Origin of the sequence: Massilia sp. CMS3.1, from assembly GCF_051262535.1 — a bacterium.
Taxonomy (GTDB): domain Bacteria; phylum Pseudomonadota; class Gammaproteobacteria; order Burkholderiales; family Burkholderiaceae_D; genus Telluria.
Window position 1 is genome coordinate 74,341 of the sequence record NZ_JBIMES010000012.1, and the last position, 25,271, is coordinate 99,611.

At 63.7% G+C, this 25,271-nt stretch carries 21 protein-coding genes; 9 read left to right on the top strand and 12 right to left on the bottom strand.

Features of this window, described 5'->3' with window-relative positions; genetic code table 11:
- Nucleotides 1-139 precede the first annotated feature (139 nt).
- From ACHAC9_RS18575 to ACHAC9_RS18585, 3 genes are read left to right on the top strand one after another with little or no spacing between them, the layout of a single operon-like run.
- Nucleotides 140-1,033 (top strand): ABC transporter ATP-binding protein, encoded by an 894-nt coding sequence (locus tag ACHAC9_RS18575; protein ID WP_435762089.1) that lies wholly within the window; start codon nt 140-142, stop codon nt 1,031-1,033.
- A 3-nt stretch (nt 1,034-1,036) separates the two neighbouring features.
- Complete coding sequence (locus tag ACHAC9_RS18580; protein WP_435762091.1) at nt 1,037-4,549, top strand: hypothetical protein; 3,513 nt, start codon at nt 1,037-1,039, stop codon at nt 4,547-4,549.
- A gap of 52 nt (nt 4,550-4,601) precedes the next feature.
- Nucleotides 4,602-4,802: an addiction module protein gene (locus tag ACHAC9_RS18585; protein ID WP_435762093.1), complete on the top strand. Its 201-nt coding sequence runs from the start codon at nt 4,602-4,604 to the stop codon at nt 4,800-4,802.
- A gap of 145 nt (nt 4,803-4,947) precedes the next feature.
- Here ACHAC9_RS18585 and ACHAC9_RS18590 read toward each other — a convergent pair whose 3' ends face one another.
- Nucleotides 4,948-7,623: a DNA topoisomerase III gene (locus tag ACHAC9_RS18590; RefSeq protein WP_435762095.1), complete on the bottom strand. Its 2,676-nt coding sequence runs from the start codon at nt 7,621-7,623 to the stop codon at nt 4,948-4,950.
- A gap of 301 nt (nt 7,624-7,924) precedes the next feature.
- On the opposite strand from ACHAC9_RS18590, the gene ACHAC9_RS18595 reads away from it, so the two are divergent.
- Together ACHAC9_RS18595 and ACHAC9_RS18600 are read left to right on the top strand one after the other, a co-directional pair.
- Nucleotides 7,925-8,380 carry a MarR family winged helix-turn-helix transcriptional regulator gene (locus tag ACHAC9_RS18595; RefSeq protein WP_435762097.1) on the top strand — a complete coding sequence of 152 codons (456 nt, stop codon included), beginning with the start codon at nt 7,925-7,927 and terminating at the stop codon, nt 8,378-8,380.
- 148 nt (nt 8,381-8,528) lie between these two features.
- Nucleotides 8,529-8,954 (top strand): organic hydroperoxide resistance protein, encoded by a 426-nt coding sequence (locus tag ACHAC9_RS18600; RefSeq protein ID WP_435762099.1) that lies wholly within the window; start codon nt 8,529-8,531, stop codon nt 8,952-8,954.
- Nucleotides 8,955-9,036: 82 nt separating this feature from the next.
- Here ACHAC9_RS18600 and ACHAC9_RS18605 read toward each other — a convergent pair whose 3' ends face one another.
- The 3 genes from ACHAC9_RS18605 to ACHAC9_RS18615 form a co-directional block, all read right to left on the bottom strand.
- A complete protein-coding gene (locus tag ACHAC9_RS18605) occupies nt 9,037-9,501 on the bottom strand; it encodes a DUF494 family protein (RefSeq protein WP_136223162.1) in 465 nt (154 codons plus the stop codon).
- A gap of 161 nt (nt 9,502-9,662) precedes the next feature.
- The gene (gene dprA, locus ACHAC9_RS18610) at nt 9,663-10,799 is read right to left on the bottom strand and encodes a DNA-processing protein DprA (RefSeq protein WP_435762101.1); all 1,137 of its coding nucleotides are present in this window, start codon (nt 10,797-10,799) and stop codon (nt 9,663-9,665) included.
- 7 nt (nt 10,800-10,806) lie between these two features.
- On the bottom strand, nt 10,807-11,904 hold the full coding sequence (locus ACHAC9_RS18615) for a LysM peptidoglycan-binding domain-containing protein (RefSeq protein ID WP_435762103.1): 1,098 nt from the start codon (nt 11,902-11,904) through the stop codon (nt 10,807-10,809).
- Between the two features lie 278 nt (nt 11,905-12,182).
- Between ACHAC9_RS18615 and def the strand changes: the two genes are divergently transcribed.
- Entirely contained in the window at nt 12,183-12,725 is a 543-nt protein-coding gene (gene def / locus ACHAC9_RS18620; protein ID WP_435762105.1) for a peptide deformylase, read from the top strand.
- Between the two features lie 19 nt (nt 12,726-12,744).
- The gene (gene fmt / locus ACHAC9_RS18625; protein WP_435762235.1) at nt 12,745-13,692 is read left to right on the top strand and encodes a methionyl-tRNA formyltransferase; all 948 of its coding nucleotides are present in this window, start codon (nt 12,745-12,747) and stop codon (nt 13,690-13,692) included.
- Between the two features lie 45 nt (nt 13,693-13,737).
- Here fmt and ACHAC9_RS18630 read toward each other — a convergent pair whose 3' ends face one another.
- Nucleotides 13,738-13,971 carry a BrnA antitoxin family protein gene (locus ACHAC9_RS18630; RefSeq protein WP_435762107.1) on the bottom strand — a complete coding sequence of 78 codons (234 nt, stop codon included), beginning with the start codon at nt 13,969-13,971 and terminating at the stop codon, nt 13,738-13,740.
- 259 nt (nt 13,972-14,230) lie between these two features.
- Here ACHAC9_RS18630 and metH point away from each other — a divergent pair, with 259 nt between their 5' ends.
- Together metH and ACHAC9_RS18640 are read left to right on the top strand one after the other, a co-directional pair.
- A complete protein-coding gene (metH, locus tag ACHAC9_RS18635; RefSeq protein ID WP_435762109.1) occupies nt 14,231-18,010 on the top strand; it encodes a methionine synthase in 3,780 nt (1,259 codons plus the stop codon).
- A gap of 80 nt (nt 18,011-18,090) precedes the next feature.
- Nucleotides 18,091-18,456 carry an SPW repeat protein gene (locus tag ACHAC9_RS18640; protein WP_435762111.1) on the top strand — a complete coding sequence of 122 codons (366 nt, stop codon included), beginning with the start codon at nt 18,091-18,093 and terminating at the stop codon, nt 18,454-18,456.
- A gap of 55 nt (nt 18,457-18,511) precedes the next feature.
- On the opposite strand, the gene ACHAC9_RS18645 is transcribed toward ACHAC9_RS18640, so the two are convergent.
- The 7 genes from ACHAC9_RS18645 to ACHAC9_RS18675 form a co-directional block, all read right to left on the bottom strand.
- Complete coding sequence (locus ACHAC9_RS18645; RefSeq protein WP_435762113.1) at nt 18,512-19,786, bottom strand: EAL and HDOD domain-containing protein; 1,275 nt, start codon at nt 19,784-19,786, stop codon at nt 18,512-18,514.
- A gap of 105 nt (nt 19,787-19,891) precedes the next feature.
- Entirely contained in the window at nt 19,892-20,671 is a 780-nt protein-coding gene (locus tag ACHAC9_RS18650) for a class II glutamine amidotransferase (protein WP_435762115.1), read from the bottom strand.
- A 127-nt stretch (nt 20,672-20,798) separates the two neighbouring features.
- A complete protein-coding gene (locus ACHAC9_RS18655; RefSeq protein ID WP_192053224.1) occupies nt 20,799-21,056 on the bottom strand; it encodes a BTH_I0359 family protein in 258 nt (85 codons plus the stop codon).
- Between the two features lie 95 nt (nt 21,057-21,151).
- Complete coding sequence (locus ACHAC9_RS18660; RefSeq protein ID WP_435762117.1) at nt 21,152-21,502, bottom strand: GTPase; 351 nt, start codon at nt 21,500-21,502, stop codon at nt 21,152-21,154.
- 107 nt (nt 21,503-21,609) lie between these two features.
- Nucleotides 21,610-22,332, bottom strand: a complete 723-nt coding sequence (locus ACHAC9_RS18665; protein ID WP_435762119.1) for a response regulator — start codon at nt 22,330-22,332, stop codon at nt 21,610-21,612.
- 62 nt (nt 22,333-22,394) lie between these two features.
- The gene (locus ACHAC9_RS18670) at nt 22,395-24,695 is read right to left on the bottom strand and encodes an ATP-binding protein (RefSeq protein WP_435762121.1); all 2,301 of its coding nucleotides are present in this window, start codon (nt 24,693-24,695) and stop codon (nt 22,395-22,397) included.
- A 3-nt stretch (nt 24,696-24,698) separates the two neighbouring features.
- The gene (locus ACHAC9_RS18675) at nt 24,699-25,262 is read right to left on the bottom strand and encodes a DUF4390 domain-containing protein (protein WP_379726133.1); all 564 of its coding nucleotides are present in this window, start codon (nt 25,260-25,262) and stop codon (nt 24,699-24,701) included.
- Between the last annotated feature and the right edge of the window lie 9 nt (nt 25,263-25,271).

Sequence of the window (25,271 nt, forward strand, 5' to 3'; positions counted from 1 at the left end):
TTCTGCACTCTGGGCTGCGCTTCGCGCCGTGCGTCGCACCGGACCGCCCGAGTCAGCCATTAGGGCATACAATGCACTCGTCAAAAAAGGCTTGGCGGAAATGAAAGTAAGCGCCATGCAAAGTTCATCTGGAGTCCGCATGGAATTACGCATCCGCAATTTGTCCAAGACTTACGCCAACGGTGTCGTGGCGCTGGACAAGGTCACGCTGAACATTCCGCCCGGGATGTTCGGCTTGCTGGGGCCGAACGGCGCTGGCAAGTCGACCCTGATGCGCATCCTCGCCACGCTGCAGGAATGCGATGCCGGCTCGGTCTTCGCGGGCGATATCGACGTCCTCGACGAAAAGGACGAGGTGCGCCGCATGCTCGGCTACCTGCCCCAGGACTTTGGCGTGTATCCGAAAGTCTCCGCCTACGAACTGCTCGACCACTTCGCCCAGCTGAAAGGCATCGCCAGCAAGGGACGGCGGCGCGAAGTCGTCGATGGCCTGCTCCAGCAAACCAACCTGTTCGAAGTGCGCCACCAGAAACTCGGCACCTTCTCGGGCGGCATGCGCCAGCGCTTCGGCGTGGCACAGGCCCTGATCGGCGACCCGCAGCTGATCATCGTCGACGAGCCGACCGCCGGCCTCGACCCGCAGGAGCGGGTGCGCTTCCATAACCTGCTGTCGGACATCGGCGCCGACAAGACGGTGCTGCTGTCGACCCATATCGTCTCCGACGTGGCCGACCTGTGCGCCAACATGGCGATCATCCACAAGGGCCACGTGCTGCTGTGCGGCGAGCCGACGCGCCTGATCGAGGGCATCGAGGAGCACATCTGGGCGCGCTTCGTCGACAAGGCGGACCTGCCGCTGTTCCAGAAGCAGCACACGGTGATTTCGACGCGCCTGCGCGCCGGGCGCACCCTGATCCATGTGGTTGCCGAGGGCGACCCCGGCATGGGTTTCGAAGAGGCTCAGGCCACGCTCGAGGACGTGTATTTCGCTACCATCGCCGGTCGCCACAACCTTCAGGCCGGAAGCTGCTGATCGATGCCTGCGCTTTTCGCCATCGCCCGTTTCGAACTGCGCCAGCGTTGTGGCCAGGTCTCGACCTGGGCCTGCTTCTTCGCCTTCGTCGTCCTGACGGTGCTGTGGACGGGAGCCGCCGGGGGCGTGTTCAAGGACACGATCGTCGCTTTCGGTTCGCGCGTGCTGATCGACGGGCCGCGCCAGGTGGCCTTGTCGGTGGCCTTCCTCGGCTGCGTGGGCGTGGTCGTGACGGCTGCCATCATGGGCCGCGCCGTCCAGCAGGACTTCGAGCACGGGATGCACCACTTCTTCTTCAGCGCCCCGATCTCGAAACCGGCCTATGTATTCGGGCGCTTCGTCGGCGCCTGGGTCACGCTCGCCTTCATCTTTGCCGGCATTCCGCTCGGCGCCTGGCTCGGCACCCTGCTGCCGGGGATCGATCCGGACCGCGTCGGCGCGGCCGGGGCGCTCACCTATGTGCTGCCCTGGCTGCTCACGCTGCTGCCGAACCTGTTCATTTTCGGCGCCATCTTCTTCGTGCTCGCGGCGCTGACGCGGCGCATGCTGCCGGTGTACGTCGCCAGCATCGTCCTGATGGTGGGCTATACGATCGCGCCATCGCTGGCGCGCGACTTCGACTATAAAACCCTGGCCGCGCTGATCGACCCCTTCGGCACCACGGCGCTCGTCCACCTGACCGAATACTGGCCGGTCGCCGAGCGCAACGCGCGCCCGGTCCTGCTGGAGGGCGTCTATCTCGCCAACCGCCTGATCTGGTGCGGTTTCGGCCTGGCTGTCCTGCTGCTGGGCTACTGGCGCTTCCACCTGGTGGGCCTGCTGGAAACGCGCGGGCCGGACCCGCGCGGACAGGACGAGGCAGCGCCGAGCCTGTCGCAAGCGGCCATCAACACGCGCGAGCAACCCGACTTCGCACGGCGCAGCCTGGGCCTGCTGCTGGCCAGGGAAGCGGCGCTGCACCTGCGCCAGTCGGTGGCGACACTGCCGTTCGCGCTGATCGCCTTCGTCGGCATGGCGCTGCTGGTGGCGAGCAGCTTCGACGTCGGCCACCTGCACGGCGCGCGCACCTATCCCGTGACCTGGCAGATGCTGGAACTGGTGCGCGACGTGTTCTCGGTGTATATCCTGGTCGTTACCGCTTTCTACGCTGCCCAGCTGGTGTGGCGCGAGCGTGATGCGGCAACCTATCAGCTGTTCGACGCGCTGCCGATCCCGGGCTGGCTGGCGCCGGTCTCGAAAACCCTGGCCCTGGTGGCAATGCAGGCGCTGCTGCTGCTGCTAGCCATGCTGTGCGCGATGCTGTGCCAGCTGCTGCGCGGTTATTTCGCGCTCGAGCCGGGACTCTACCTGCAAACCCTGTTCACGATCCTGCTGCCGCAATACGCCCTGCTGGCGGTGCTGGCGATCGCGGTGCAGGCGCTGTGCGGCCGCAAATACCTCGGCTATGCCGTGCTGGTGGCGCTCTGCGTGGCAGCCATCGCGCTGCGGGGCCGCGGGTTCGACCATATGCTGCTGCCGTATGTGGGCTTCCCCCCGCTCGACTATTCGACCATGAACGGCTACGGCCACCACCTGCTGCGCGAGCGCATGCTGGCGCTGTACTGGAGCGGCCTGGCTTTGGCACTGCTGGTGACCACGGTGGTGCTGTGGCCGCGCGGCGTGAACGCCGAATTCAAGAGCCGCCTGCGCCTGGCGCGCCGCAACCTGACGCTGCCAACGCTGATCGTACTCGGCGCCAGCCTGCTGGTCTTTGGCGCGACCGGCGCCCTGCTCTGGTACGAGCTGGGCGTGGCAGGCAACTACCGCTCCGCGCATGCCGAAGAGTCGCGCCGCGCCGCCTACGAGACGCGCTACCGCCGCTTCGCGCAGCTGCCGCAGCCGCAGCTGGCAAGCGTCGACCTGCGCGTCGACCTGCATCCGCGCAGCCGCGTGCTGGTGGTGCAGGGCCACTACCAGCTCGAGAACCGCACGGGCGCAGCGCTTTCCGACCTGATCCTGTACCAGCAGCCGGGCTTCGATCTCGCAGCCCGCCTGTCGCAGCGCGCCAGCCTGGTGGGCGCCGACCGCAAACGCGGCTTCTTCCACTACCGCCTGGCCACGCCGCTGCCACCAGGCGCGCGCATCGCCCTCGCCTTCGACCTCAGTAGCGCACCGGGCGGCCTGCTGGGCATCGGCAGCGACACGCCGGTCGCGGCAAACGGCAGCTTCTTCACTCACGAAGCGCTGCCGCGCATCGGCTATCAAAGCGAAGTCGAGCTGCAGGACGTGCGCGACCGCCGCCGCCATGGCCTGAGGCCGCGGTCGCCGCGCCTCAATCCCGCATCGAACGAGCGCATCGCCTTCAGCGCCATCGTCAGCACCGCCCCCGACCAGGTGGCGGTGGCCCCGGGCGCGCTCGAACGCGAGTGGATCTCCCAGGAGCGGCGCCACTTCCATTACCGCTCCGAAGGCCTGATGCCGAACGATTACGCGATCGCCTCGGCGCGCTATGCGGTGCGCAACGAGCGCTGGCAGGACGTCGCCATCGATGCCTATTTCGACCAGACGCACGCCGACAACGCCCAGCGCCTGGTGCGCGGCGCCAGCGCCGTGCTCGACTACGGCACGCACCAGTTCGGCCCATATGGCCAGCATGACCTGCGCCTGGTCGAGACGCCGCGCGCGCTTGGCGAGACGCGCGCCTTCCCCGGCATGCTGGCCGTGCCCGAAGACGGCGCCTTCATCGCGCGCTTCGATGGCAAAGCGGGAAGCATCGATTACCCGTTCTACATGGGCGCCTGGAGCACGGCGCACCAGTGGTGGAAACGCCAGCCGGGCGGCTTGCTGCTGGCCGACACCCTGGCCGAATACACCGCGCTGATGGCGATCCGAAGCAGCAGCGGCGCGCCCGCGATGCGGCCCTACCTGCGCGAGAACCTGCGCGCCTACCTGATGGGCAGGGCACTGGCGACCAGCCGCGAACAGCCGCTCATCAGGAACCAGGACGAGCCGTGGCTACGCCAGCGCAAGGGAGCGCTTGCGCTCTACCTGCTGCAAGATTTGCTGGGCGAAGAGCGCGTCAACGGCGTGCTGCGCTCCCTGTCCACCCGCGGCGGCGCGAATGCCCCCCACATGGCCGCGCTGGCCGCAAGCCTGCGCGCGGTGGCGCCGCCCGACAAGGCCTACCTGGTGCGCGACCTGTTCGAGGACATCGTGTTGTATGAAAATCGCGCCGACAGCGCCAGCGCGCGCCTGCGCCCGGATGGCAAGTACGAAGTGACGCTGCGCGCCAGCGCCGCCAAGGTACGCGCCGCAGCCCCGAGCGAACAGGATCTGCCGCTGGCCGACTACATCGAGTTCGGCGTCGACGACCGTGCCGGCAATCCCCTGGTGCGCGAACGCCGCCTGGTACGCGGACGCGCCCAGACCCTTGTTTTCATCGTTGCGAGCCGTCCCGGACGCGCCGGCATCGACCCGGACCACAAGTTGATCGACAAGAAGCCGACAGATAACATGGTTCTTGTCGACAACGGGTAAAACACGCGTTATCATCGAATTACTATTACAGTGAGGTTTTACGATGTCGACCATGCTTGCCGAAGTTTGCCAAAAGATTCAGCTCCTCAGCGACGAGGAAAAGCATGAAGTGCTGCGCGTCCTGTTGCAGGATATCGACGACATGCCTGACCAGGATGCCGACGAAGCCTGGCGCGACGAAGTCGTGCGCCGCGTGAAAGCGATCCACAACGGCGAAGCCGCGATCCGCGCGCTGCAGGACTGGCAGGAGTAATCCGCCTGGCGGCGAACGCGTAAGCGCACCGTGTTGGTTACCCGAATCGGGTAACCGTATAAACAGAATACACAGTAAATCGACGTAAAAAAAACCGCGACCCGAGGGCCGCGGTTTTTTTTTGGGGGTTCGATACCGCCGGCGCTTATTTCTTCGCGGGGGCGCGCTTGGCGGCCGGCTTTTTCGCGGCCGTCTTTTTCGCGGCCGGCTTGGCGGCCGGCTTGGCGGCCGTCTTCGTCGCAGCTTTGGCCGCCGGCTTCTTCGCCACCTTGGCCGCCACGGCCACGCCCTCGCCCTCGCCCTCGGGCGCAGCATCGCTTGCCGCCGCCTTGCCCTTGGCGGGCGCCTTGGCCTTTCGCTCCTCGAACTCGAAGCTGATCTTGCCGTCTTTCGCGCGCGTCAGAAAAGCCTTGAACGAACGGCGCGTACGCTGCGACACGAAGCCCGGCAGCAAATCAGTCTTGCCTTCACCCAGCAGCTTGGCCATCTGCTCGGGCAGGATTTCCTGCTGCAGGATGATGCGCCCGCTACGGAAGTCGCAGGTCTTCGGCTTGGCGACGCTCTTCTCGCAGACATAGGCTAGGCCCATCTCGTAGACGCCGCCGTAGCATTTCGGGCATGGTCCAAGCGCGGTCTGGCCGGTGAAATCGACGCCCTCGCCGTCCTCTCCACCCTCCTGGTCCTGGCCGAAATCGAATTCGAGCTTGAAGTTGCTGATGTCTTCGTCGCGCACGATGCGCAGGATCGCCGCGAACGGACGGCCCATCTTCGAGCGGAAGCCCTGCAGCGGACCGATGGTGCGCTTCTCAAGCAGCTCTTCGACTTCGTTGATCTCGAACTGGCGACTACCCGGCGTCTTGCTCATCGAGAATTCGCATTTGGTGCAGGCGAAGCGGCGGTAGTTTTCCTTGACCACGCCGGCGCAGTTCGGGCACGGCGTGACCAGGGTCGCGTAATCGCCGGGAATGGTGTCGTTGCTGTATTCCTTGGCGCGCTTGACGATGATCTGGGTCATCTGCGCGATTTCGAGCATGAACTCTTCGCGCGAAATTTTGCCCTTCTCCATCTGCGACAGCTTGTATTCCCATTCGCCGGTCAGTTCCGGCGCGGTCAGTTCGTTCACGCCGAGGCCACGCAGCAGCGTCATGAGCTGCGACGCTTTCGCGGTCGGGATCAGTTCGCGGCCTTCGCGGATCAAATATTTCTCGTTCAGCAGGCCCTCGATGATGGCCGCACGCGTGGCCGGCGTGCCGAGGCCCTTGCCCGCCATCGCGTCGCGCAGTTCGTCCGAATCGAGCAGCTTGCCCGCGCCTTCCATGGCCGAGAGCAGCGTCGCCTCGCTGTAGCGCGCAGGCGGTTTGGTGACCAGGGCGTTCGCGGTGATCTTGTCGGTCAGGACCTTCTCGCCCTTCGCGACCGGGACCAGCGTGGCGCCATCCTTGTCGTCGCCGGTGGTGTCCTTGCCGTAGACGGCGAGCCAGCCCGGGTTGGTCATGACCTTGCCTTCGGTCTTGAACTGGTGGCCCGTCACTTCAGTAAAGCGGGTCGTGACCAGGAACTCGGCCGGCGGGAAGAAGACGGCCAGGAAACGGCGCGTGACCAAGTCATACAGCTTTTGTTCCGGCTCGGTCAGGTTCTTTGGGGCGACACCGGTCGGGATGATCGCGAAGTGATCCGAAATCTTGGTGTTGTCGAAGATGCGCTTGTTCGGCTTGACCCAGCCATTTTTCGATACCTGCTTCGCGAACTGGTTGTAGTTGTTGGTGTCGGCCAGCGCGGTCATCGTGTCCTTGACGGTCTGGATGTAGTCTTCCGGCAGGTGGCGCGAATCGGTACGCGGGTAGGTCAGCACCTTGTGCTTTTCGTACAGGGCCTGGGCCAGGCCCAGTGTGTTCTTGGCCGAGAAGCCGAAGCGGCCGTTGGCTTCGCGCTGGAGCGAGGTCAGGTCGAACAGGGCCGGCGCCATCGAGGTGGTCGGCTTCGACTCCTCGCTGACCACGCCCTGCTTGCCGCGACAGGCGGCGGCGATCGAGTCGGCAGCGGTTTTGCTCCACAGGCGCTCGGCGCGCTTCTCCGGATCGTTCTCGTCTTTCTTGAACTTCTGGTCGAGCCAGCGCCCTTCGTAGATGCCGGCGGCGCAGACGAATTCGGCGCGCACTTCCCAGTAGTCGCGCGACACGAATTTTTTGATTTTTTCTTCGCGCTCGACCACGATCGACAGGGTCGGCGTCTGCACGCGGCCGACGGTGGTCAGGTAGAACCCACCCTCTTTCGAGTTGAACGCGGTCATGGCGCGGGTGCCGTTGATGCCGATCAGCCAGTCCGCTTCCGAGCGGCAGCGCGCGGCATCGGCCAGCGGCAGCATGTCCTCGTCGCTACGCAGCTGCTTGAAGCCTTCCTTGATGGCGTTGGCCGTCATCGACTGCAGCCACAGGCGCTTCACCGGCTGTTTCGCCTTTGCATTCTGGGCGATCAGACGGAAGATCAGTTCACCTTCGCGCCCCGCGTCACAGGCGTTGATGAGGGTGGTGACGTCCTTGCGCTTAATCAACTTGTTAAGCACCTTGAGACGCGATTCGGTTTTCGCAATGGGGTTCAGCGCGAAGTAGGGCGGAATCATCGGCAGGTGCGTAAAGCTCCATTTGCCGCGCTTGACGTCGTATTCCTCGGGCACCGCGATTTCCAGCAGGTGGCCGACGGCGGACGAAAGGACGTATTCGTCGGATTCGAAATACTCATCGTGCTTGGTGAAGCCGCCCAGCGTCTTGGCGATGTCGTTCGCGACAGACGGCTTCTCGGCGATGATGAGGGTTTTGGTCATAGAGTTTCTCGTCGTACTTATATTAGGTGTTTGGCCTGCGCATCATACATGCTTTGGCGGCGCCGCCGCGGCACTAGTGTCTTAGTAGTAACAGTCCGCAATGAGCGGCCAATGATAAGCGCCTTATCGCGCTGTTCGCAAGTAGCCTCTGCACCTGGCTTGTGCAACGCGCCATGGAATGTGCACCAGTTGCACGGTCGTGGCGCGTGCGCAACGACGACGTGTCGTCCACACACCAGACACGAAGGCCTGGACATTTAAATCGCTTGCAATTAGATAGCGCGCGATATAAAGTGCAGACATGACAAGCAAATCCGCCAAGACCGACGCCCTGCTTCGCCTCGACAGCCAGCTGTGCTTCGCCCTGTATTCGGCCAATCTCGCCATGACCAAGGTGTACCGGCGCCTGCTGGCCGACCTGGGCCTGACGTATCCACAATACCTGGTGATGCTGGTGCTGTGGGAAGGCGACCGGTTGACGGTGTCCAACCTGGGCGAGCGCCTGTTCCTCGATTCGGCCACGCTGACGCCCCTGCTCAAGCGGTTGCAAAGCGCCGGCCTGGTGCTGCGCGAACGCGGCGTGGAAGACGAGCGCCAGGTATTGGTCAGTCTGACGGACGAAGGCCAGGCGCTGCGTGCCAGGGCGCGCGCGGTGCCGGAAAGTGCGTTTTGCGCGACCGGTTGCAAACCGGAAGAATTGCAGGCGATCCGGCGCGATCTTGAACAACTGCGGGCGAGCCTGGCTGAACATACCTGATTGATATTGCGCGCCGCGCCGGCATGCCGGCGCACGCAGTGCGCTGAATCAAAAATTCGCGCATTTACATAGTGCGCGATTTAATCGACAGCGACTGATTCCGTCGTGCGGCGCTGTATTCTGATCACCACGACTTTGGAGAAAAAAAATGTCCCTCGAAAAAACTTTGTATGTCGCTCACGCAACTGCCACCGGTGGCCGCGATGGCCGCGCCGTGTCGTCCGACGCGCAGCTCGATGTCGCACTTGCCACGCCGCGCGAACTGGGCGGCGCGGGCGGCGCCGGCACCAATCCCGAGCAGCTGTTTGCGGCCGGCTATGCGGCCTGTTTCATCGGCGCATTGAAAGTCGTGGCGGCAAAAGAAAAGGTCGCCTTGCCTGCGAACACGTCGATCGCAGCCGATGTCGGCATCGGTCCGCTGCCAACCGGCTTCGGCATCGAAGTGACACTCAATGTCTCAGTTCCGGGCCTGGCGCGCGAGCTGGTCGAATCGTTGGTCAAGAAGGCGCACGTGGTCTGCCCGTACTCGAATGCAACGCGCGGCAACGTCGATGTGACCTTGAATATTGTTTAAAAGATTTAAAGGCTTGAAACAACAACTGCCGCAATGCGGCAGTTGTTGTCGTTTTACCTGCCCATGCGGCAGGTAGGCATTCTTAATGCAGTTGACGCGGGATTTGTTCGTCGTCGGAGCCAAACAGATCGTCGAAGATCAGTGCGTCCGGTTCCTTGTTCTGGCTCCACATCATCATCAGGACGATGATCTTCAGCTTGCTCAGGGTGACAGGCGACTCGTCCACCGCGAGTGCGCGCTCGATGACGATTTCGCGCTGCAAAGGCGTGAGCAGCTTGGCACTCTCGAGGAACTGGATGAAACCGATCGCGGCGCTGCCGAGCTCGTTATATTCCTCGTCCACGTAGTAACGCGTGCCGGTGGAGGCGACCACGTCGGCCAGCTCTTCGCCGGCCATTTCAGTAAGACCCGTAAGCCAATCGATGGCCTCGCAGATCTCGAAGTCGTCGAAGCCGACGGCGGAGAGTTTGCGTGCCAATGCAGCCGGCTCGGGGCAGGCTTCGGGACGATAGTACGTCTCGTAGAGGTAGACCAGGATGTCGAACATAGTGACGCTACTGTAGCAGCTAAGCTCGTACAGGTACAAGCCTGCTGCGTGTGTGCGTATCCGGCGAACAAAAATCGTCGTTTTTCCGCCTTATCGGTTCATATAGGCTTGTAAATAATTATCCATATGATGCGCCTTTTTAATATCCTATTCACCTTGCATCAACCGTATACGCGCTGCACTTTTCCTCCAGGCAGACGCTCGATCATGCCCGCCATTTCGAGCGCCAATAGCCCCATGCTCAATTGCCCGATGCTGGTCCCGGTGCGCTCGAGTAAATCGTCGACATCGAGCGCTTCGTGTCCGAGTTGCAGGAGCAGATGCGTGCAGTCCGTTTCGGTCGGCAAGGCATTCGCAGAAGCGTGCGTCAATGACGGCGCGGACAGCAGCGGCGACACCTGCATCGCTTCCATAATTTCATGCACCGTCTCCACCAGCCGCGCGCCATCGCGTATCAGCTTGTGGCAACCCTTGGCCAGCGGCGCGTGGATCGAGCCGGGCAAGGCGAACACTTCCCTGCCCTGTTCGGCGGCCACGCGCGCGGTGATGAGGGACCCCGATTGCGCCGCCGCTTCGACGACCAGCACGCCGCCCGACAAGCCGCTGATGATGCGATTGCGGCGCGGGAAGTTCCCGCTGATCGGCGGCGTGCCGAGCGCGTATTCGCTGACGATGCAGCCTTCATTGGCGATGCGTTCGGCGAGCGCGCGATTGCGCGCCGGATAGAACAAGTCGGCGCCGGTGCCGACCACGGCAATCGTCGATCCCGCGCCACGCAATGCGCCCTCATGCGCCGCGGCATCGATCCCGAGCGCGAGGCCCGAGACCACGCACATGCCCGCGTGCGAGAGCGCAGTGGCGAAGGCATGCGCATTGGCTTTTCCCTGCACCGTCGCATCGCGGCTGCCGACGATCGCCAGCGCGGGTCGCGCGAGCAGGTCGATGCGCCCTCTTATATAGAGCAGCAGTGGCGGATCGGGAATGTTGGCGAGCGCTTGCGGATAGGCAGCCTCGCCCAGCGCCAGCACATGATGCGAAGGCGCGCGCAGCCACGCAAGGGTGGTGTCGATCAGTTCGAGGGTGCTGCCTGAAGCTGGCGCGCACAGGGTGCGCGCCAGCGAGGGGCCGATGTGTGCGGCGAGGGCCGCATGGCCGGCTTCAAAAATGGCACGCGGCGAACCGAAGGCGGCGAGCAGCAGCTGCGCCGTGCGCAGCCCCACCCCGCGTGCGCTTTCCAGACGCAGCCAGTCGGTGAGGGTGGTGACGCGGCTGGCGGGGATGGGGTCCGTGTCCTGCACGGTGGATTTACTCCGGTGATTTCGCCACGTCGCCGACTTCAACCGGCGCCGTCACTTGCATGATCAGGCCATACGACACGCGCCCGAACACTCGGAAGATGAACAGGCTGCCATATTGTTCATCGGGAAGCTTCATCGTCGGGCGCTTCAATCCGAACAAACCCTTGTTCCCTTCGGGATCGGCCACCGTCTTCCCGAGATGATAGAGCTGCAGCACCGCGCCGACATCGAGCCCGTCAATCGAACCACGGTTGACAGTGACGACCTGGCTCTGTCCGGCGTAGGCCACGCCGGAATAAATCGACATGACGCGCGCATCGATGGTGCTCAAGGGCGCATGCGGCACATAGTTGCGCACCGCTGGCGGCGGCGCCGGCATCAGGCGGTCGCCGACCCCCATCTCGCTCACCGCGTTCGATACAAGCATGCTGTGCACGTCGACGCCGGGTACGGCCGCTTTGACCAGTTTGACGGTGCCGACATAGGCGGCCTCATGCGCCAGCACGGCGCCGCTCTGCGGATCTTTTAATGGACCACCCTGGCGGAACACCTGGAACTCGGTCGCGCCCTTGAGGTCGCCACGCACATACACGCGGTCGCCCGTGCCGAGATACAAATGGCCTGCTTCCGAGGCGGCAATGCGCGGCGCAGTGGCCAGGGCATCTTTTTCGACCACGAGCGGCTGGGTGAGATACGGTTCGATCATGCCCGCGGGAATCGCGTCGATCGCGCCCCCTTCCAGGCCTTCGCTGCGCACCTGGGGCGACAGGCGCAGCAGGGACGGCTCGCCACGGCCATCGCTTGCACCGGGCCTGGTGAGCGACAGGCGGCCGCGTGCGCGGTCGAAGTAGACGATCTGGCCCGGATAAATCCAGTGCGGGTTGCGAATTTCCTCACGGTTCATGCCCCACACCTGGGGCCAGCACCAGGGATGATCGAGGAAGGCGCCGGAAATATCCCACAGGGTATCGCCCTTGACGACGCGATGCTGGTCGGGGGCATTTGCCTTGAAGCTGCATTCGGCGGCCTGGACAGGGCCAGCCACAACACACGCGACGAGCGCTGCGGCTGCAGCGCGGGTCACGACTGTGCTAAAATTTTTCATTGAAGACGTCCGTAAAGTGCGGCATTGACAACGGAATTGCTGGCTGCGCCCGTCACTCGGCCAGCCGCGGCGCAAGAGACAGCACGATGACACTCCCTTCCCGCACTTGCGGATCACAAAGGGTTGCCCTACTGAATCAAATTCTGCACACAAATCCTTGAACTGGCAAGACAAACCGCGTCTTGCCAGCCGGGCGATGTGTTGCATTCCTGCTCCTGCGCGCCGATCCGCCGACCGTCCACGACAAACCTTATATAACTATTACTGAACACGCTCATATGGCCCTCCTGAACATCCTGCGCTATCCCGATCCCCGCCTGCACAAGGTGGCTGCGCCCGTCACCGAATTTGGCGAGCGCCTGGCCACGCTGGTGGCCGACATGGCCGAGACCATGTACGACGCACCCGGCGTCGGCCTGGCCGCGACCCAGGTCGACGTGCATGAGCGCGTGGTCGTGATCGATACCACCGAGACGCACGACGAGCTGCTCGTGTTCGTCAATCCCGAGATCACCTGGTCCAGCGACGACAAGCAGGTCTACGACGAAGGCTGCCTGTCGGTGCCGAATGTCTACGACGGCGTCGAGCGCCCGTCGCGCGTCAAAGTGCGTGCCCAGGATGCGAAAGGCGCGTTCTTCGAGCTCGACTGCGAAGGCTTGCTGGCCGTCTGCATCCAGCACGAGATGGACCACCTGATGGGCAAGGTATTCGTTGAATACCTGTCGCCACTCAAGCGCAACCGCATCAAGGCCAAGCTGCAGAAGGAAGAGCGCGGCCTGGAACGCGAAGCGGCCCTGAAGGCTGCCGGCCGCCGGTATTAAGCCGATGATTCAGGCGCCACTGAAAGTCGTCTTCGCCGGCACGCCGGAGTTTGCCGCCTGCGCCCTGCGCGCCTTGATCGCTGCCGGATGCGAGATCCCGCTGGTGCTGACCCAGCCCGACCGTCCGGCCGGGCGCGGCATGCAGTTGCAAGCATCGAGCGTGAAGCAGGTCGCATTGGAACATGGCATCGACGTGCTGCAGCCGCTGTCGCTGCGCACCGACAGTAAAGATCCCCAGCGTGCGCTCGAGGCCGAAGCCGCCCATGAACGCCTGGTGTCGTGTGAGTACGACGTGATGGTGGTGGCGGCCTATGGCCTGATCCTGCCGCGCAGCACGCTCGACATCGCACCCTGCATCAACATCCACGGTTCGCTCCTGCCACGCTGGCGCGGCGCCGCCCCGATCCACCGCGCGATTGAAAACGGAGACCGAGAGACGGGCGTGACGATCATGGGCATGGAAGAAGGGCTCGACACCGGTCCGATGATGCTCATCGAACGCGTCGCCATCGAGGATGCCGACACCACCGGCAGCCTGCACGACACGCTGGCCGCGCTCGGCGCGCGCATGATTGTCGAGGCCCTGCATCGCTTGGCGCAGGGCGAGTTGCCGGCCACGCCGCAGCCCGAGGAAGGCGTGACCTATGCGGCCAAGATCAGCAAGGATGAAGCGAAGCTCGATTTTCACCTTCCGGCGCTTGATCTGTGGCGCAAGGTGCGCGCTTTTAACCCCTTCCCCGGTGCGCAAGGCACGGTGAACGGGACGGCGATCAAGATCTGGGGAGCGGAACTGGCCGACGGCGCCGGGCAGCCGGGACAGGTGCTGTCGGCCGACGCGCAGGGCATCGTGATTGCCTGCGGCGAAGGTGCGCTCCGTCTGCTGCAGTTGCAAAAGCCGGGTGGCAAGCGCTTGGCGGCAGCGGAATTCCTGAAAGGCTTTGCGCTCGCAGGCCTGGCGTTCGAGTAGCAACGAACAACGCGCCCATCGGGCGCGTTGCAACACACCAGCTACTTAATTGCCTTCCAGCTCAGCCGCGCGCTGGACGTCCATGTGCTCGCGCAGGACCTGGTTGATGCGGGTCTGGTATCCCGGGCCGGCTGCCTTGAACCAGTCCAGCATGTCGACGTCCAGGCGGATCGTCACAATCTGCTTGGCGCCCGACGGCGTTGCTTTTGACTCTGCTGCCGCCATCTGGCTGTGCAGGGAAGGCTGATGATCCCAATCGGGTTCGTACTCTTTGTTCATGCTATCCCATCCTGTATGAATACCTGCCATGTTCTTCGTGGCCACCATTTATTGTCACCGCTGTATGTATCCGCAACATTGCGAAATCGGCGGGTTTTGTAACACCGTGTAACAATCGGATACATAAACACATAACGATACAATCTGCCGTGGCTGACCCGGCCGGGACGGGAAAACACGGCATTGACGTATAATTTCAGATCGCCCCCACCGTGCCCGCGCGCTTGTACCTGTCCCGCACGCATCCTGAAAGTGACCCATGACTGCCCCGACCTTCCTCCCATCCCCGATCGAAACCCAGCTGCGCGAGATCCTGGCGCGCCGCATCATGATCCTGGATGGCGCCATGGGCACCATCATCCAGCAATACAAACTCGATGAAGCCGCTTACCGCGGCGGGCCGGGGGGCCGCTTTGCCGAATTCGCCGCGCCGCAGGGCAGCGGCGCGCGCGAACTTTTCGTGAAGGGCAACAACGAGCTGCTGACGCTGACTCAGCCGCAGATCATCCAGGAAATCCACGAGCGCTACCTTGCGGCCGGCGCCGACCTGATCGAAACGAATACCTTCGGCGCTACCAGCGTGGCCCAGGACGATTACCACATGGGCCACCTGGCCTACGAGATGAACGTGCAAGCCGCACAACTTGCGCGCGCCGCCTGCGACAAATTTACAAGTGCCGACAAACCGCGCTTCGTCGCCGGCGCCCTCGGCCCGACCCCGAAGACCGCCTCGATCTCGCCCGACGTCAACGATCCGGCGGCGCGCAATGTCACCTTCGACCAGCTGGTCACCAGCTACCACGAACAGGTACGCGGTTTGGTCGAGGGCGGTGTCGACGTGCTGCTGGTCGAGACCATCTTCGACACCCTCAATTGCAAGGCGGCGCTGTTCGCGATCGACCTGTATTTCGAGGAGCATCCTGAGACGGTACGCAAGCCGATCATGATCTCGGGCACCGTCACCGACGCCTCGGGCCGCATCCTGTCGGGCCAGACCGTGCCCGCCTTCTGGAATTCGGTACGCCACGCAAAGCCGCTGACGATCGGCCTGAACTGCGCGCTGGGCGCGGCCTTGATGCGCCCTTACGCCCAGGAGCTGTCGCAGATCGCCGATACCTTTGTCTGCATCTACCCGAACGCCGGCCTGCCCAACCCGATGAGCGACACGGGTTTCGATGAGCTGCCGGCCGACACCTCGGCCCTGCTGCGCGAATTCGCCGACGCCGGTTTCGTCAACATCGCCGGCGGCTGCTGCGGCACCACGCCCGAGCACATCGCGGCCATTTCCGAACTCCTGTCGAGCGCCAAACCGCGTGCCCTGCCGGAGATCCCGACCGCGCTGCGCCTGTCGGGCCTGGAGCCGTTCACGGTCGACGAGAGTTCGCTGTTCGTGAACGTCGGCGAGCGTACGAATGTCACGGGCTCGAAAGCGTTTGCCCGCATGATCCTGAACGAGCAGTTCGACGAGGCGCTGTCGGTGGCGCGCCAGCAGGTCGAGAACGGCGCCCAGGTCATCGACATCAACATGGACGAAGCGATGCTCGACTCGCAGGCGGCCATGACGCGCTTCCTGAACCTGATTGCCTCCGAGCCCGACATCTCGCGCGTGCCGATCATGATCGACTCCTCCAAATGGAGCGTGATCGAGGCCGGTTTAAAATGCGTGCAAGGCAAGGCCATCGTCAACTCGATCTCGATGAAGGAAGGCGAAGCCGAGTTCCTGCGCCAGGCCGGCTTGTGCCGCCGCTACGGCGCCGCGGTCATTGTGATGGCCTTCGACGAACAGGGCCAGGCCGACACCTTCGAGCGCAAGACCGAGATCTGCGCGCGCGCCTACAAGGTACTGACCGAGCAGGTCGGCTTCCCGCCGGAAGACATCATCTTCGATCCGAACATCTTCGCGATTGCCACCGGCATCGAAGAACACAACAACTACGCGGTCGATTTCATCAACGCCACGCGCTGGATCCGCCAGAACCTGCCGCACGCGAAAGTGTCGGGCGGCGTCTCGAACGTCTCGTTCAGCTTCCGCGGCAACGACCCGGCGCGCGAAGCCATCCACACCGTGTTCCTGTACCACGCGATCCAGGCCGGCATGACGATGGGCATCGTGAACGCCGGCATGGTCGGCGTCTACGACGACCTGCCTGCCGAACTGCGTGAGCGTGTCGAAGACGTCGTGCTGAACCGGCGCGAAGACGCGACCGAGCGCATGATCGAGATTGCCGGCACGCTCAAGGCCGGCGGCGGCAAGCAGGAACAGAACCTCGAGTGGCGCAGCAGCCCGGTCGAAAAGCGCCTCGCGCACGCACTGGTGCACGGCATCACGCAGTGGATCGTCGAAGACACCGAGGAAGCGCGCCAGGCGGTGCTCGCCGCCGAGGGCCGTCCGATCCACGTGATCGAAGGCCCGCTGATGGATGGCATGAACATCGTCGGCGACCTCTTCGGCCAGGGCAAGATGTTCCTGCCGCAGGTGGTCAAATCGGCACGCGTCATGAAGCAGGCGGTGGCCCACCTGATTCCGTTCATCGAGGAAGAAAAGGCGCGCGAGGAAGCGCGCACCGGGATCGTCGCGAAACCGAAGGGCAAGATTGTGATTGCCACGGTCAAGGGCGACGTGCACGATATCGGCAAGAACATCGTCTCGGTGGTCCTGCAGTGTAATAACTTCGAGATCGTGAACATGGGCGTGATGGTGCCCTGCTCCGACATCCTTGCGCGCGCCAAGGCGGAGAACGCCGATATCGTCGGCCTGTCCGGCCTGATCACGCCGTCGCTGGAAGAGATGGCCCACGTCGCGCGCGAAATGCAGCGCGACCCGTGGTTCCGCGAACGCGGCATTCCCTTGCTGATCGGCGGCGCCACCACCAGCCGCGCCCACACGGCGGTAAAAATCGCGCCGCACTACGACGGCCCGGTGATCTATGTGCCGGACGCCTCGCGTTCGGTCGCGGTCGGCCAGTCGCTCTTGACCGAAGAATCGCGCCACCAGTACATGGCCGAGATCAAACTCGATTACGAGCGCATCCGCGAGCAGCACGCCAACAAGAAGGCGCTGCCGATGCTGACGCTCGAGCAGGCGCGCGGCAACAAGGCGAAACTGGCGTTCGCGCCGAAAAAGCCGAAGTTCATCGGCCGCCGCGTCTTCAAGAACGTCGAACTGGGCACGCTGGCGCGCTACATCGACTGGGGCCCGTTCTTCCAGACCTGGGACCTGGCCGGCCCCTTCCCGGCCATCCTGACCGACGAAGTCGTCGGTGAAGCGGCCTCGAAGGTATTCGAGGAAGGCCAGGCGCTGCTCAAGAAAATCATCGACGGGCGCTGGCTGACGGCCAATGGCGCGATCGCCCTGCTGCCGGCCAACAGCGTGCGCGCCGACGACATCGAGATCTATCTTGATGAATCGCGCGACAAAGTCGCGTTCACCTGGCACGGTTTGCGCCAGCAAGGCGTCAAGCCGGTCGTCGACGGCGTGCAGCGTCCGAACCAGTGCCTGTCCGACTTCATCGCCCCGAAAGAATCGGGCGTGGCCGATTACATCGGCATGTTCGCCGTCACTGCGGGCCTGGGTATCGAAAAATACGAGCAGCGTTTCGAAGAGGCGCACGACGACTACTCGTCGATCATGCTCAAGGCCCTGGCCGACCGGCTGGCCGAAGCGTTCGCCGAATACCTGCACGAGCGCGTGCGTACCGACCTGTGGGGCTATGCCGCCGACGAAGACCTGAGCAACCCGGACCTGATCTCAGAAAAATACGTCGGCATCCGCCCGGCGCCGGGCTATCCGGCCTGCCCCGAGCACACGGTCAAGAAGGCCTTGTTCGAGACGCTGCAGGCCGAGGAGATCGGCATGCAGTTGACCGAGTCCTACGCCATGTACCCGGGCGCGGCGGTATCGGGCTTCTACCTGGCGCATCCGGAATCGAAGTATTTCGTGGTCGGAAAAATCGGCGACGACCAGGTGACCGACATGGCGCAGCGGCGCGGGATGGACAAGCTCGAGATCGAACGCCATTTGGCGCCGAATTTGTCGTAAGGCGCCCTCCCTGAACTGGGAAACTGCGCTGTTGTCTAAAGCGTCATGGGATCTGGTCCCATGTTTTTCAGGAGAAGGTCATGGCAATGCATCTCTCGACCCGGCGCTGGCAGGACCAGGTGATCCTGCTGCTTGGCGTCTGGCTGTTCGTATCGCCCTGGGTGATGGCTTACCCGAGCGATTCGCCGCCCGCCGTCAACGCCTGTATCGCAGGCGCCATGATGGCGGCCCTGGCCACTTTCGACCTCTACAAAACCTATGCCTGGGCTGTGTTCATGAATATCGTCATCGGCATCTGGGTTGCGATATCGCCCTGGCTGGTGGACGTCATGACCGACCTGGCAATGAGCGGCAGCATGCTGATCGTCGGCCTCGCCACGATCGTGCTTGGCATGTGGGAACTGCGTACCGACCCCGACCTGCACCAGCAGTGGGCCGGCACTTAAGCTCTTGGTGATCGATGCAGCAGCACCGGACGTGAGCCACGCGGCTCACGTCTTCTTACAAGGCGCTACGGACGACCTGTCCGCTCCACTCGAAAGCGGCCATTTCCAGTTCGACCAGGTCGTCCCCACGGCTGGCCAGTTCGGACAGCGCCGGCAGCATGTCGTCGCCCTCTTCCATCCGTTCGAACGATTCGGTCAGGCGCAGCAGTTCGCCGAAGAAGCCGCTGCGGCGCAGCAGCGCGCTCGACACTTCGTCGCTCACCGGAATCTGCTCGACCAGGTCGGCCATCGGCACACAGAACAGCGTGTCCATCAGCGACATGATGCCGACTGTGAAGGCCATGTCGGCCACATGGCGCTGCCCAGGGCGCAGGCGGCCGGCGAGCAGCTCCATCAGGCGCGCACGGGTACTGGCGAGCATCAGGAGCGGGGTCTGGGTGTGGCCCCTGGTACCCGGTTCGGCATACAGCATGATCTGCAGCCAGCGCTGCAGCTGGCGCCGTCCGACGACGATCAGGGCCTGGCTCAGCGAATCGATGCGCTGGCGCAGCCCGGCCGCCGGCGTGTTGACGATGCGGAGCAGGTTGATGGATAAGGTCACGTCGCGCTTGATCGCACGTTCGATCTCGATATTGTCGGCATCCGACACGACCAGGTTCATCAGGTCGACCAGGGCCAGCTGCGAAGGCGAGAGCTTGCGCCCCTCAATCACCGACGGGCGCGCGAAATAAAAGCCCTGGAAGTAATCGAAGCCGAGGTCGAGGCAGGTCCGGTATTCGGTCTGGCTCTCGACCTTTTCCGCGATCAGGCGTTTACCGGTGCCGCGAAGTCGTGGGACCAGGGACAGCATGGTCACCACCGGCATCGTGCGCAGGTTGAGCTTCACGTAATCGAGCAGCGGCAGCAGTCGCCCCAGGCGGCTGCCGTGGGCACTGGCCTCGGCGGCAAATTTGAAACCGTGGCCGGACAGTTCCGCCAGGCGCCACAGCACCGGCTCGGTGGCTTCGACCGAGCCGACCAGTTCGAGCACGGTGTGCTCGCGCGGCAGGAAAGCGAAGATATCGCTCATCAACACTTCAGTGTCGACGTTGAGAAAAGCGACGGCGTCGCCCACCGCGCGCGGCAAGCCTAGCTGGGCCGCGTGGGCCAGCACGGCGGCCGTGGCCGCCATGTCAGTTTCAATCTCGGCGTTGTTGTTCGCGGTACGCCGGAACAGCAGTTCGTAACCAAACAGAGCCTGGTTGCGGTCCAGCATCGGCTGGCGCGCCAGGTAGAAATTGCGCAGCTGCAGAGGCTGGGATGCCTGGTCAAGGCTGGCGGTATTCGTCATCGCGGTCCCGTGGTCACATTCAAGCCGCCCACTCTACCCCATTCTCATCAATTAGTGGATTCCGGGCATCATTTTTTCGAAAAGTTGATGTCGAAAAGCTAAAAATTACTGAATCGTAGCGGGTACCGGGGCGCCGTCGATGAACACCAGCAGTTCCCCGGGAGCGAACGCCGTCCAGGTCTCGTTCGTCGTCAGCGGTTCGGTGACGATGATGGCGACCCGGTCCTGGGGCGTCGTGACCTGCGAAAAATCGACCGACAGGTCTTCATCGGACAGGCGCGCGGTGACGAAGGGATACTGGCGCACAACATAACTGAGCTTGGTCGAACAGTGCGCGAACAGGGCCGTGCCGTCGGACAGCATCATGTTGAAGGTGCCGTAAGCCGAGACGGCGCCTACCAGTTCGCCCAGGGCGGCGCGCAAGGCGGGCAGCGCCGGCGGATGGTTGCCGAAGCGGCGCCGCAGTTCCTGCAACAGAAAACAGAAGGCGTGCTCGCTGTCGGTGGTCCCGACCGGGCGGAAGGCGCCGTCGAGCTGCGGCTTGAACTCTTTCAGGTCGCCATTGTGGGCAAACACCCAGTAGCGGCCCCAGAGTTCACGCACGAAGGGATGGCAATTTTCGAGCGCGACTTGTCCCTGGGTGGCCTTGCGGATATGCGCAATGACATTCGTCGACTTGATCGGATATCGCTTGATCAGTTCGGCGATTGGCGAGGCGATCGCGGCTTGGTGGTCGACGAAATGGCGCACGCCGGCGCCCTCGAAGAAAGCAATGCCCCAGCCATCATGGTGGGTATCGGTGCGGCCGCCGCGATGGGCGAAACCGGTGAAGGAAAACACAATGTCGGTCGGAACATTGCAGTTCATTGCAAGGAGTTGGCACATGGCAGGAAGCTTACCATGTCACGCGGGTAAGGCGAGGCGCAGGGCGGACGCCGGCATCAGTCTGGTGCCTGCATCCCCTTATGTCCCTGGCCGTCTGTGTGGTGGTCCTCCAGCTGAGGGGGACTGCTTAATGCAGCACGACCGGTTGGTTCATCATCGTGTCGTAGGAACCGAGGAAATCGTCGATTTCTTCCATGGTCGGCTCGCTTGCAATGAGGTTGTTGACGTCGCGGCGGAACGATTGCGCCAGTTTGCCGCCGATGAACGCTTCGCGGCGGCCAGCTTTGTCGACGATTTCGTAACCACCGAAGCGCAGGGCTTCGAGGTCGCGATCGACGCCAAATTCGACCACGCTGTACTGTTCGCTGTTGTAAATCATGTTCATGGTGACTCCTTCTCTTGATCAGAGTGATGACCATTCGCGCGGCGGCGGGCGAACAGCTTTAACTTAGTGAAGAGGTGGGGCTGGCCCGACCAATTTCAAGAGTGCAGGTCGGGCGCGAGAGCCAGCAGTTGATCGTATGGCGGCTTACTTAACCATGATCGCAACTGATCAAGATGTGCCGTGTCCGCGACGCCGATGAACAGGCGCGCCGGACCTTGGCGCAGCAGACGATTTAATGTAACACGCATCACCAGATTTCCCGCGCAGCACAGGCAGCCGGGCGCGATGCGCGACATCAGGAGTTTGCTCGATGCTTCCAGCACGGGAATGCCGTTGGAAATGCCTTCGAGGATGACAGCAGCCCCATCGTTACCGGGCGTAGAGAGGACGATCGCGTGGGCGATGGCCGCTTCGCGCGCAGCCGCGCTGGAACCGGTGACGAGCACCGTAGGAATCGGATGACGCAAAGAGGAGTGAGAAGAGAAGGATCCGGCGACCCGGGGACCGGCGCCAGGGGTAGCCGTCCGAGGACGGTCCCCCGGACCATCCCCGTTCATCCGCCCCGCTTGCCGAGCTTGCCCGGTTCGACGCCGAGCTGCTTGAGCTTGCGGTACAGGTGGGTGCGCTCGAGTCCCGTCTTTTCGGCCACGCGCGTCATGCTGCCGCCTTCGCGGCCCAGGTGGTGTTCGAAGTACATACGTTCAAAAGCGTCGCGTGCCTCGCGCAGCGGCAAATCGAACGAGAGCGTATAGCCCTGGGTTTCGCCATGGCCGATCACGCCCACGCGGGCGCCGTTCAGGGGTGCGGGCACGGGCTGGGCCGCGTACATCGGGTTGCTGACGGGCGGCGCTTCGAGAATCGGCGCCGGCATCGCCGGACGTGGCGGCGGAACCGGGGCACGCGCCACTTCCTGGGCGCGGGTCAGGCCCTGCTGCACGGCCTTCAGCAGTTTTTGCAGGGCGATCGGTTTTTCAAGGAAATTCAGGGCGCCGATGCGGGTAGCCTCGACGGCCGTGTCGATGGTGGCGTGGCCCGACATCATGATGACCGGCATGGTCAGCAAGCCATCGCGCTGCCACTCCTTGAGCAGCGTGACGCCGTCGGTATCGGGCATCCAGATATCGAGCAGGACCAGGTCAGGTGCGCCTGCGGCACGCGCTTCGCGTGCCTGCTGCGCATTTTCAGCGAGCGTGATTGCGTGTCCTTCGTCTCCCAGAATTTCCGAGAGGAGCTCGCGGATGCCCATTTCATCATCAACTACGAGTATGTTTGCCATCGTTCGCCTTCCGTCTCCACCCGAGTAACTGTTGTGCTTCGTGTCATGATTCTATGCCTGATTTACAGTTCAGCCAAGTTTGTCTCTTGTGCCAACTTTAACAGCAAAATGAATACCGACGCGCCACTTCCGTCCGGACGGTTCTGAACGTCAATGCGGCCACCGTGCTCATCGACGATCTTCTTCACCATCGGCAAGCCCAGACCCGTGCCGCGCGCCTTCGAGGTAACGTACGGCTCGAACGCGCGGGCCAGAATTTTCGGCGCGAAACCCGGGCCATTATCGAGGATCGCCAGGCGCACGGCCTCGCCCGCCGTGCCGTCGGCGCCCTTGAAGCGGATGATCTCGGTGGCGACATCAATGCGTGGTTCCCGGGCATTGATGTCGCGCGCGTTCAAGTCTCGATCCGCCAGTGCATCCTGCGCATTTTGCAGCAGGTTGTGGATCACCTGGCGCAGCTGGGTCGCGTCGCCCATCACGCGCGGCAGGTTCGGCGCGAGCTTGGCGTGGATGATGTCGGAGGCGTCCTCGGCCAGGTACAGCGTCAGGATTTCGCCGATCAGGCCGTTCAAGTCGAGGGGTTCGAGCACCGCCGGCGGCGTACGTGCGTAATCGCGGAAGTCGTCGACCATGCGCTTCATGGCGTCGACCTGGTTGACGATGGTGGTCGTCGCGCGCGCCAGCAGGGCCGCGTCGAGCGGCTCGAGCTTGCCTTCCAGTTTCATCTGCAGGCGTTCGGCCGACAGCTGGATCGGCGTCAGCGGGTTCTTGATCTCGTGCGCCAGGCGCCGCGCGACCTCGCCCCAGGCCACCGAGCGCTGCGCCGAGATCACGTCCGAGATATCGTCGAACACGACGATGAAGCCGCTGCCCACGCCCACCGGCAGGCGCGAGCCGCGCGCCAGGATGGTGGTGTCGTGGTCTTCGCCGGGAGCGCGGCGCGGGATCTCGATTTCCTGCTGCCAGTGGGTGCGCTGGCGCGTGGTGCCGGCGGCCGATTGCGCGCTCTGGGTCGAGAAGGCGCGCGTGACAGTGGTGGCGAAGTTTTCCAGTCCCTCGATTTTTGACAACGGCCCGTTCAGCTGGCACTGCTCCATCTGCAGGATGCGGCAGGCGGCCTCGTTCGAGTTCACCACCGTGCCTTCGGCGTCCAGCACCAGCACGCCGGCCGACATGTTCGCCAATACCGACTCGAGGTGGGCCTTGGCGCTTTGCAGGGCCGCGCGGTTGCGTTCGACGGCGCTGCGCGCTTCGAACAGCTGGCCCGTCATGGCATTGAACGACTGCGTCAGCGTGCCCAGTTCGTCATTGGTCTCGACGATCGGACGCGGCGACAGGTCGCCTTCGGCCACCGCTTGCGTGCCTTCGGCCAGCACCAGCAGCGGCTGGGCCAGGTTCCCGGCGATCAGGACCGCGCTGCCGATGGCGCCGAAAATGGCCAGCAGCAGGGTCAGGGTAAGGGTTTCGATGTACATCCGGCGCAGGCCCGTACGCGCCACCGAGCGCTGCTGGTACTCGCTGAAAGCGCTGCGCAGCACCTGGGCGTTCGAGGCCAGGTTCACCGGCACCGTCTGCATCAGTTGCAGATAACGCGGCGCCGCGCCCGGCGGCTCGGGCACGGAGATCACCACACGCAGGCGCAGGCCGGTGGCGGCGTCGAGCACGCTGGAATTGGCGCCGCCGGCGTTTTCGCGGAAGTCGAGTTCGATGCCGCCCTCGGCCCGCGCATAACCGCCGGGCATGGCGGCCTGGCGCACCATCTGCGGGTTCGGCAGATCGCTTGTCAGGTCGGCGCGCTTGTCCTGGCTGGCGCTCGCGACCAGCTTGCCGGTGGCGTCGAGCAGGAGCGCGCTTTGCATGCCGTCGGTATCGGACACCAACTGCGACAGCGCCATCTGGGCGCCGCTGTCGCCCTGGCCGGACAGGGTGGCAGCCACCGTCTGGCTCTTGGCGGAGAGTTCGGCCAGCGACTCGTCGAGCGCCGCATGGCCCAGGTTCAGGCCCGATTGCAGGGCCGCCTCGATCTTGACGTCGAACCAGGATTCGATCGAATGCGAGACGAACTGCACCGACACCATGAAGATGACCAGGCCCGGCAGGATGCCGATGCCGGCGAACAGCAGCACCAGGCGCGCCATCAGGCGCGAGCCGAAGCGTTTGGCTTTATAGCGCGAATACAGGCGCCCGAGGGCCACCACGACCAGGATCAGCAGCAGGAACGCGATCGTCGCGTTCAGCCCGAGCAGCCAGGAGTAGTAGCGGTCGAAGAAGCCGGAGTTGTCGGACGCCGAGGCAAGCAGGAACAGCAGGATCGAGACGACCGCGCCGCCGACTACCAGCGCGTAGCGCATGGCCTGGTTCAAGACTTACTCCGCACGGTAGGTGAAGGTCTTTCGGTTCGAGGCGAGGTGCCAGTCCGAATTACTGAACGCGTTGACCTGCAGCGGCTTTTGCAGCAGGTCGCGGTTCATGTACATGCGCAGGGTAACCTCGTAGGTTTCACCTTGTTTCAGCGCGCCTTTCGGGGCGATCACCCAGCGCCCGGGGCGCCGGATCTGGAACATCGCTTCATCCAGGGTCTGGAAGGTCTGCTGGACGCTGCCGCCCATCGACACGTAGTACTGCCGCAGCAGCACGTCGTAGGAGATGCTGACCGTGCGCTTCGAGGACACGGCGCGGTCGTCGCGCCACCACCAGCGCGGGCGCGTGAGTTCGATTTCGGTCGTGAAGTAGAGCTTGACGCCGTGTTGGAGGGCGTCTTCCAGGTCGCGGTTCAGGTCGAACGCATAGTTCGCCCCGAGCCGGTAGCCTTCGTCGGTCGCCTCGATTTTCGCCAGCGTGATGTCGATCCCGTCGGCCGCCTGCGCCGTTGCGCACGCGAAGACCAGCAGGAGCTGGCAGGCGAGGAGGCGGAAAAATCGTAGAGTCACAGAGGGCCG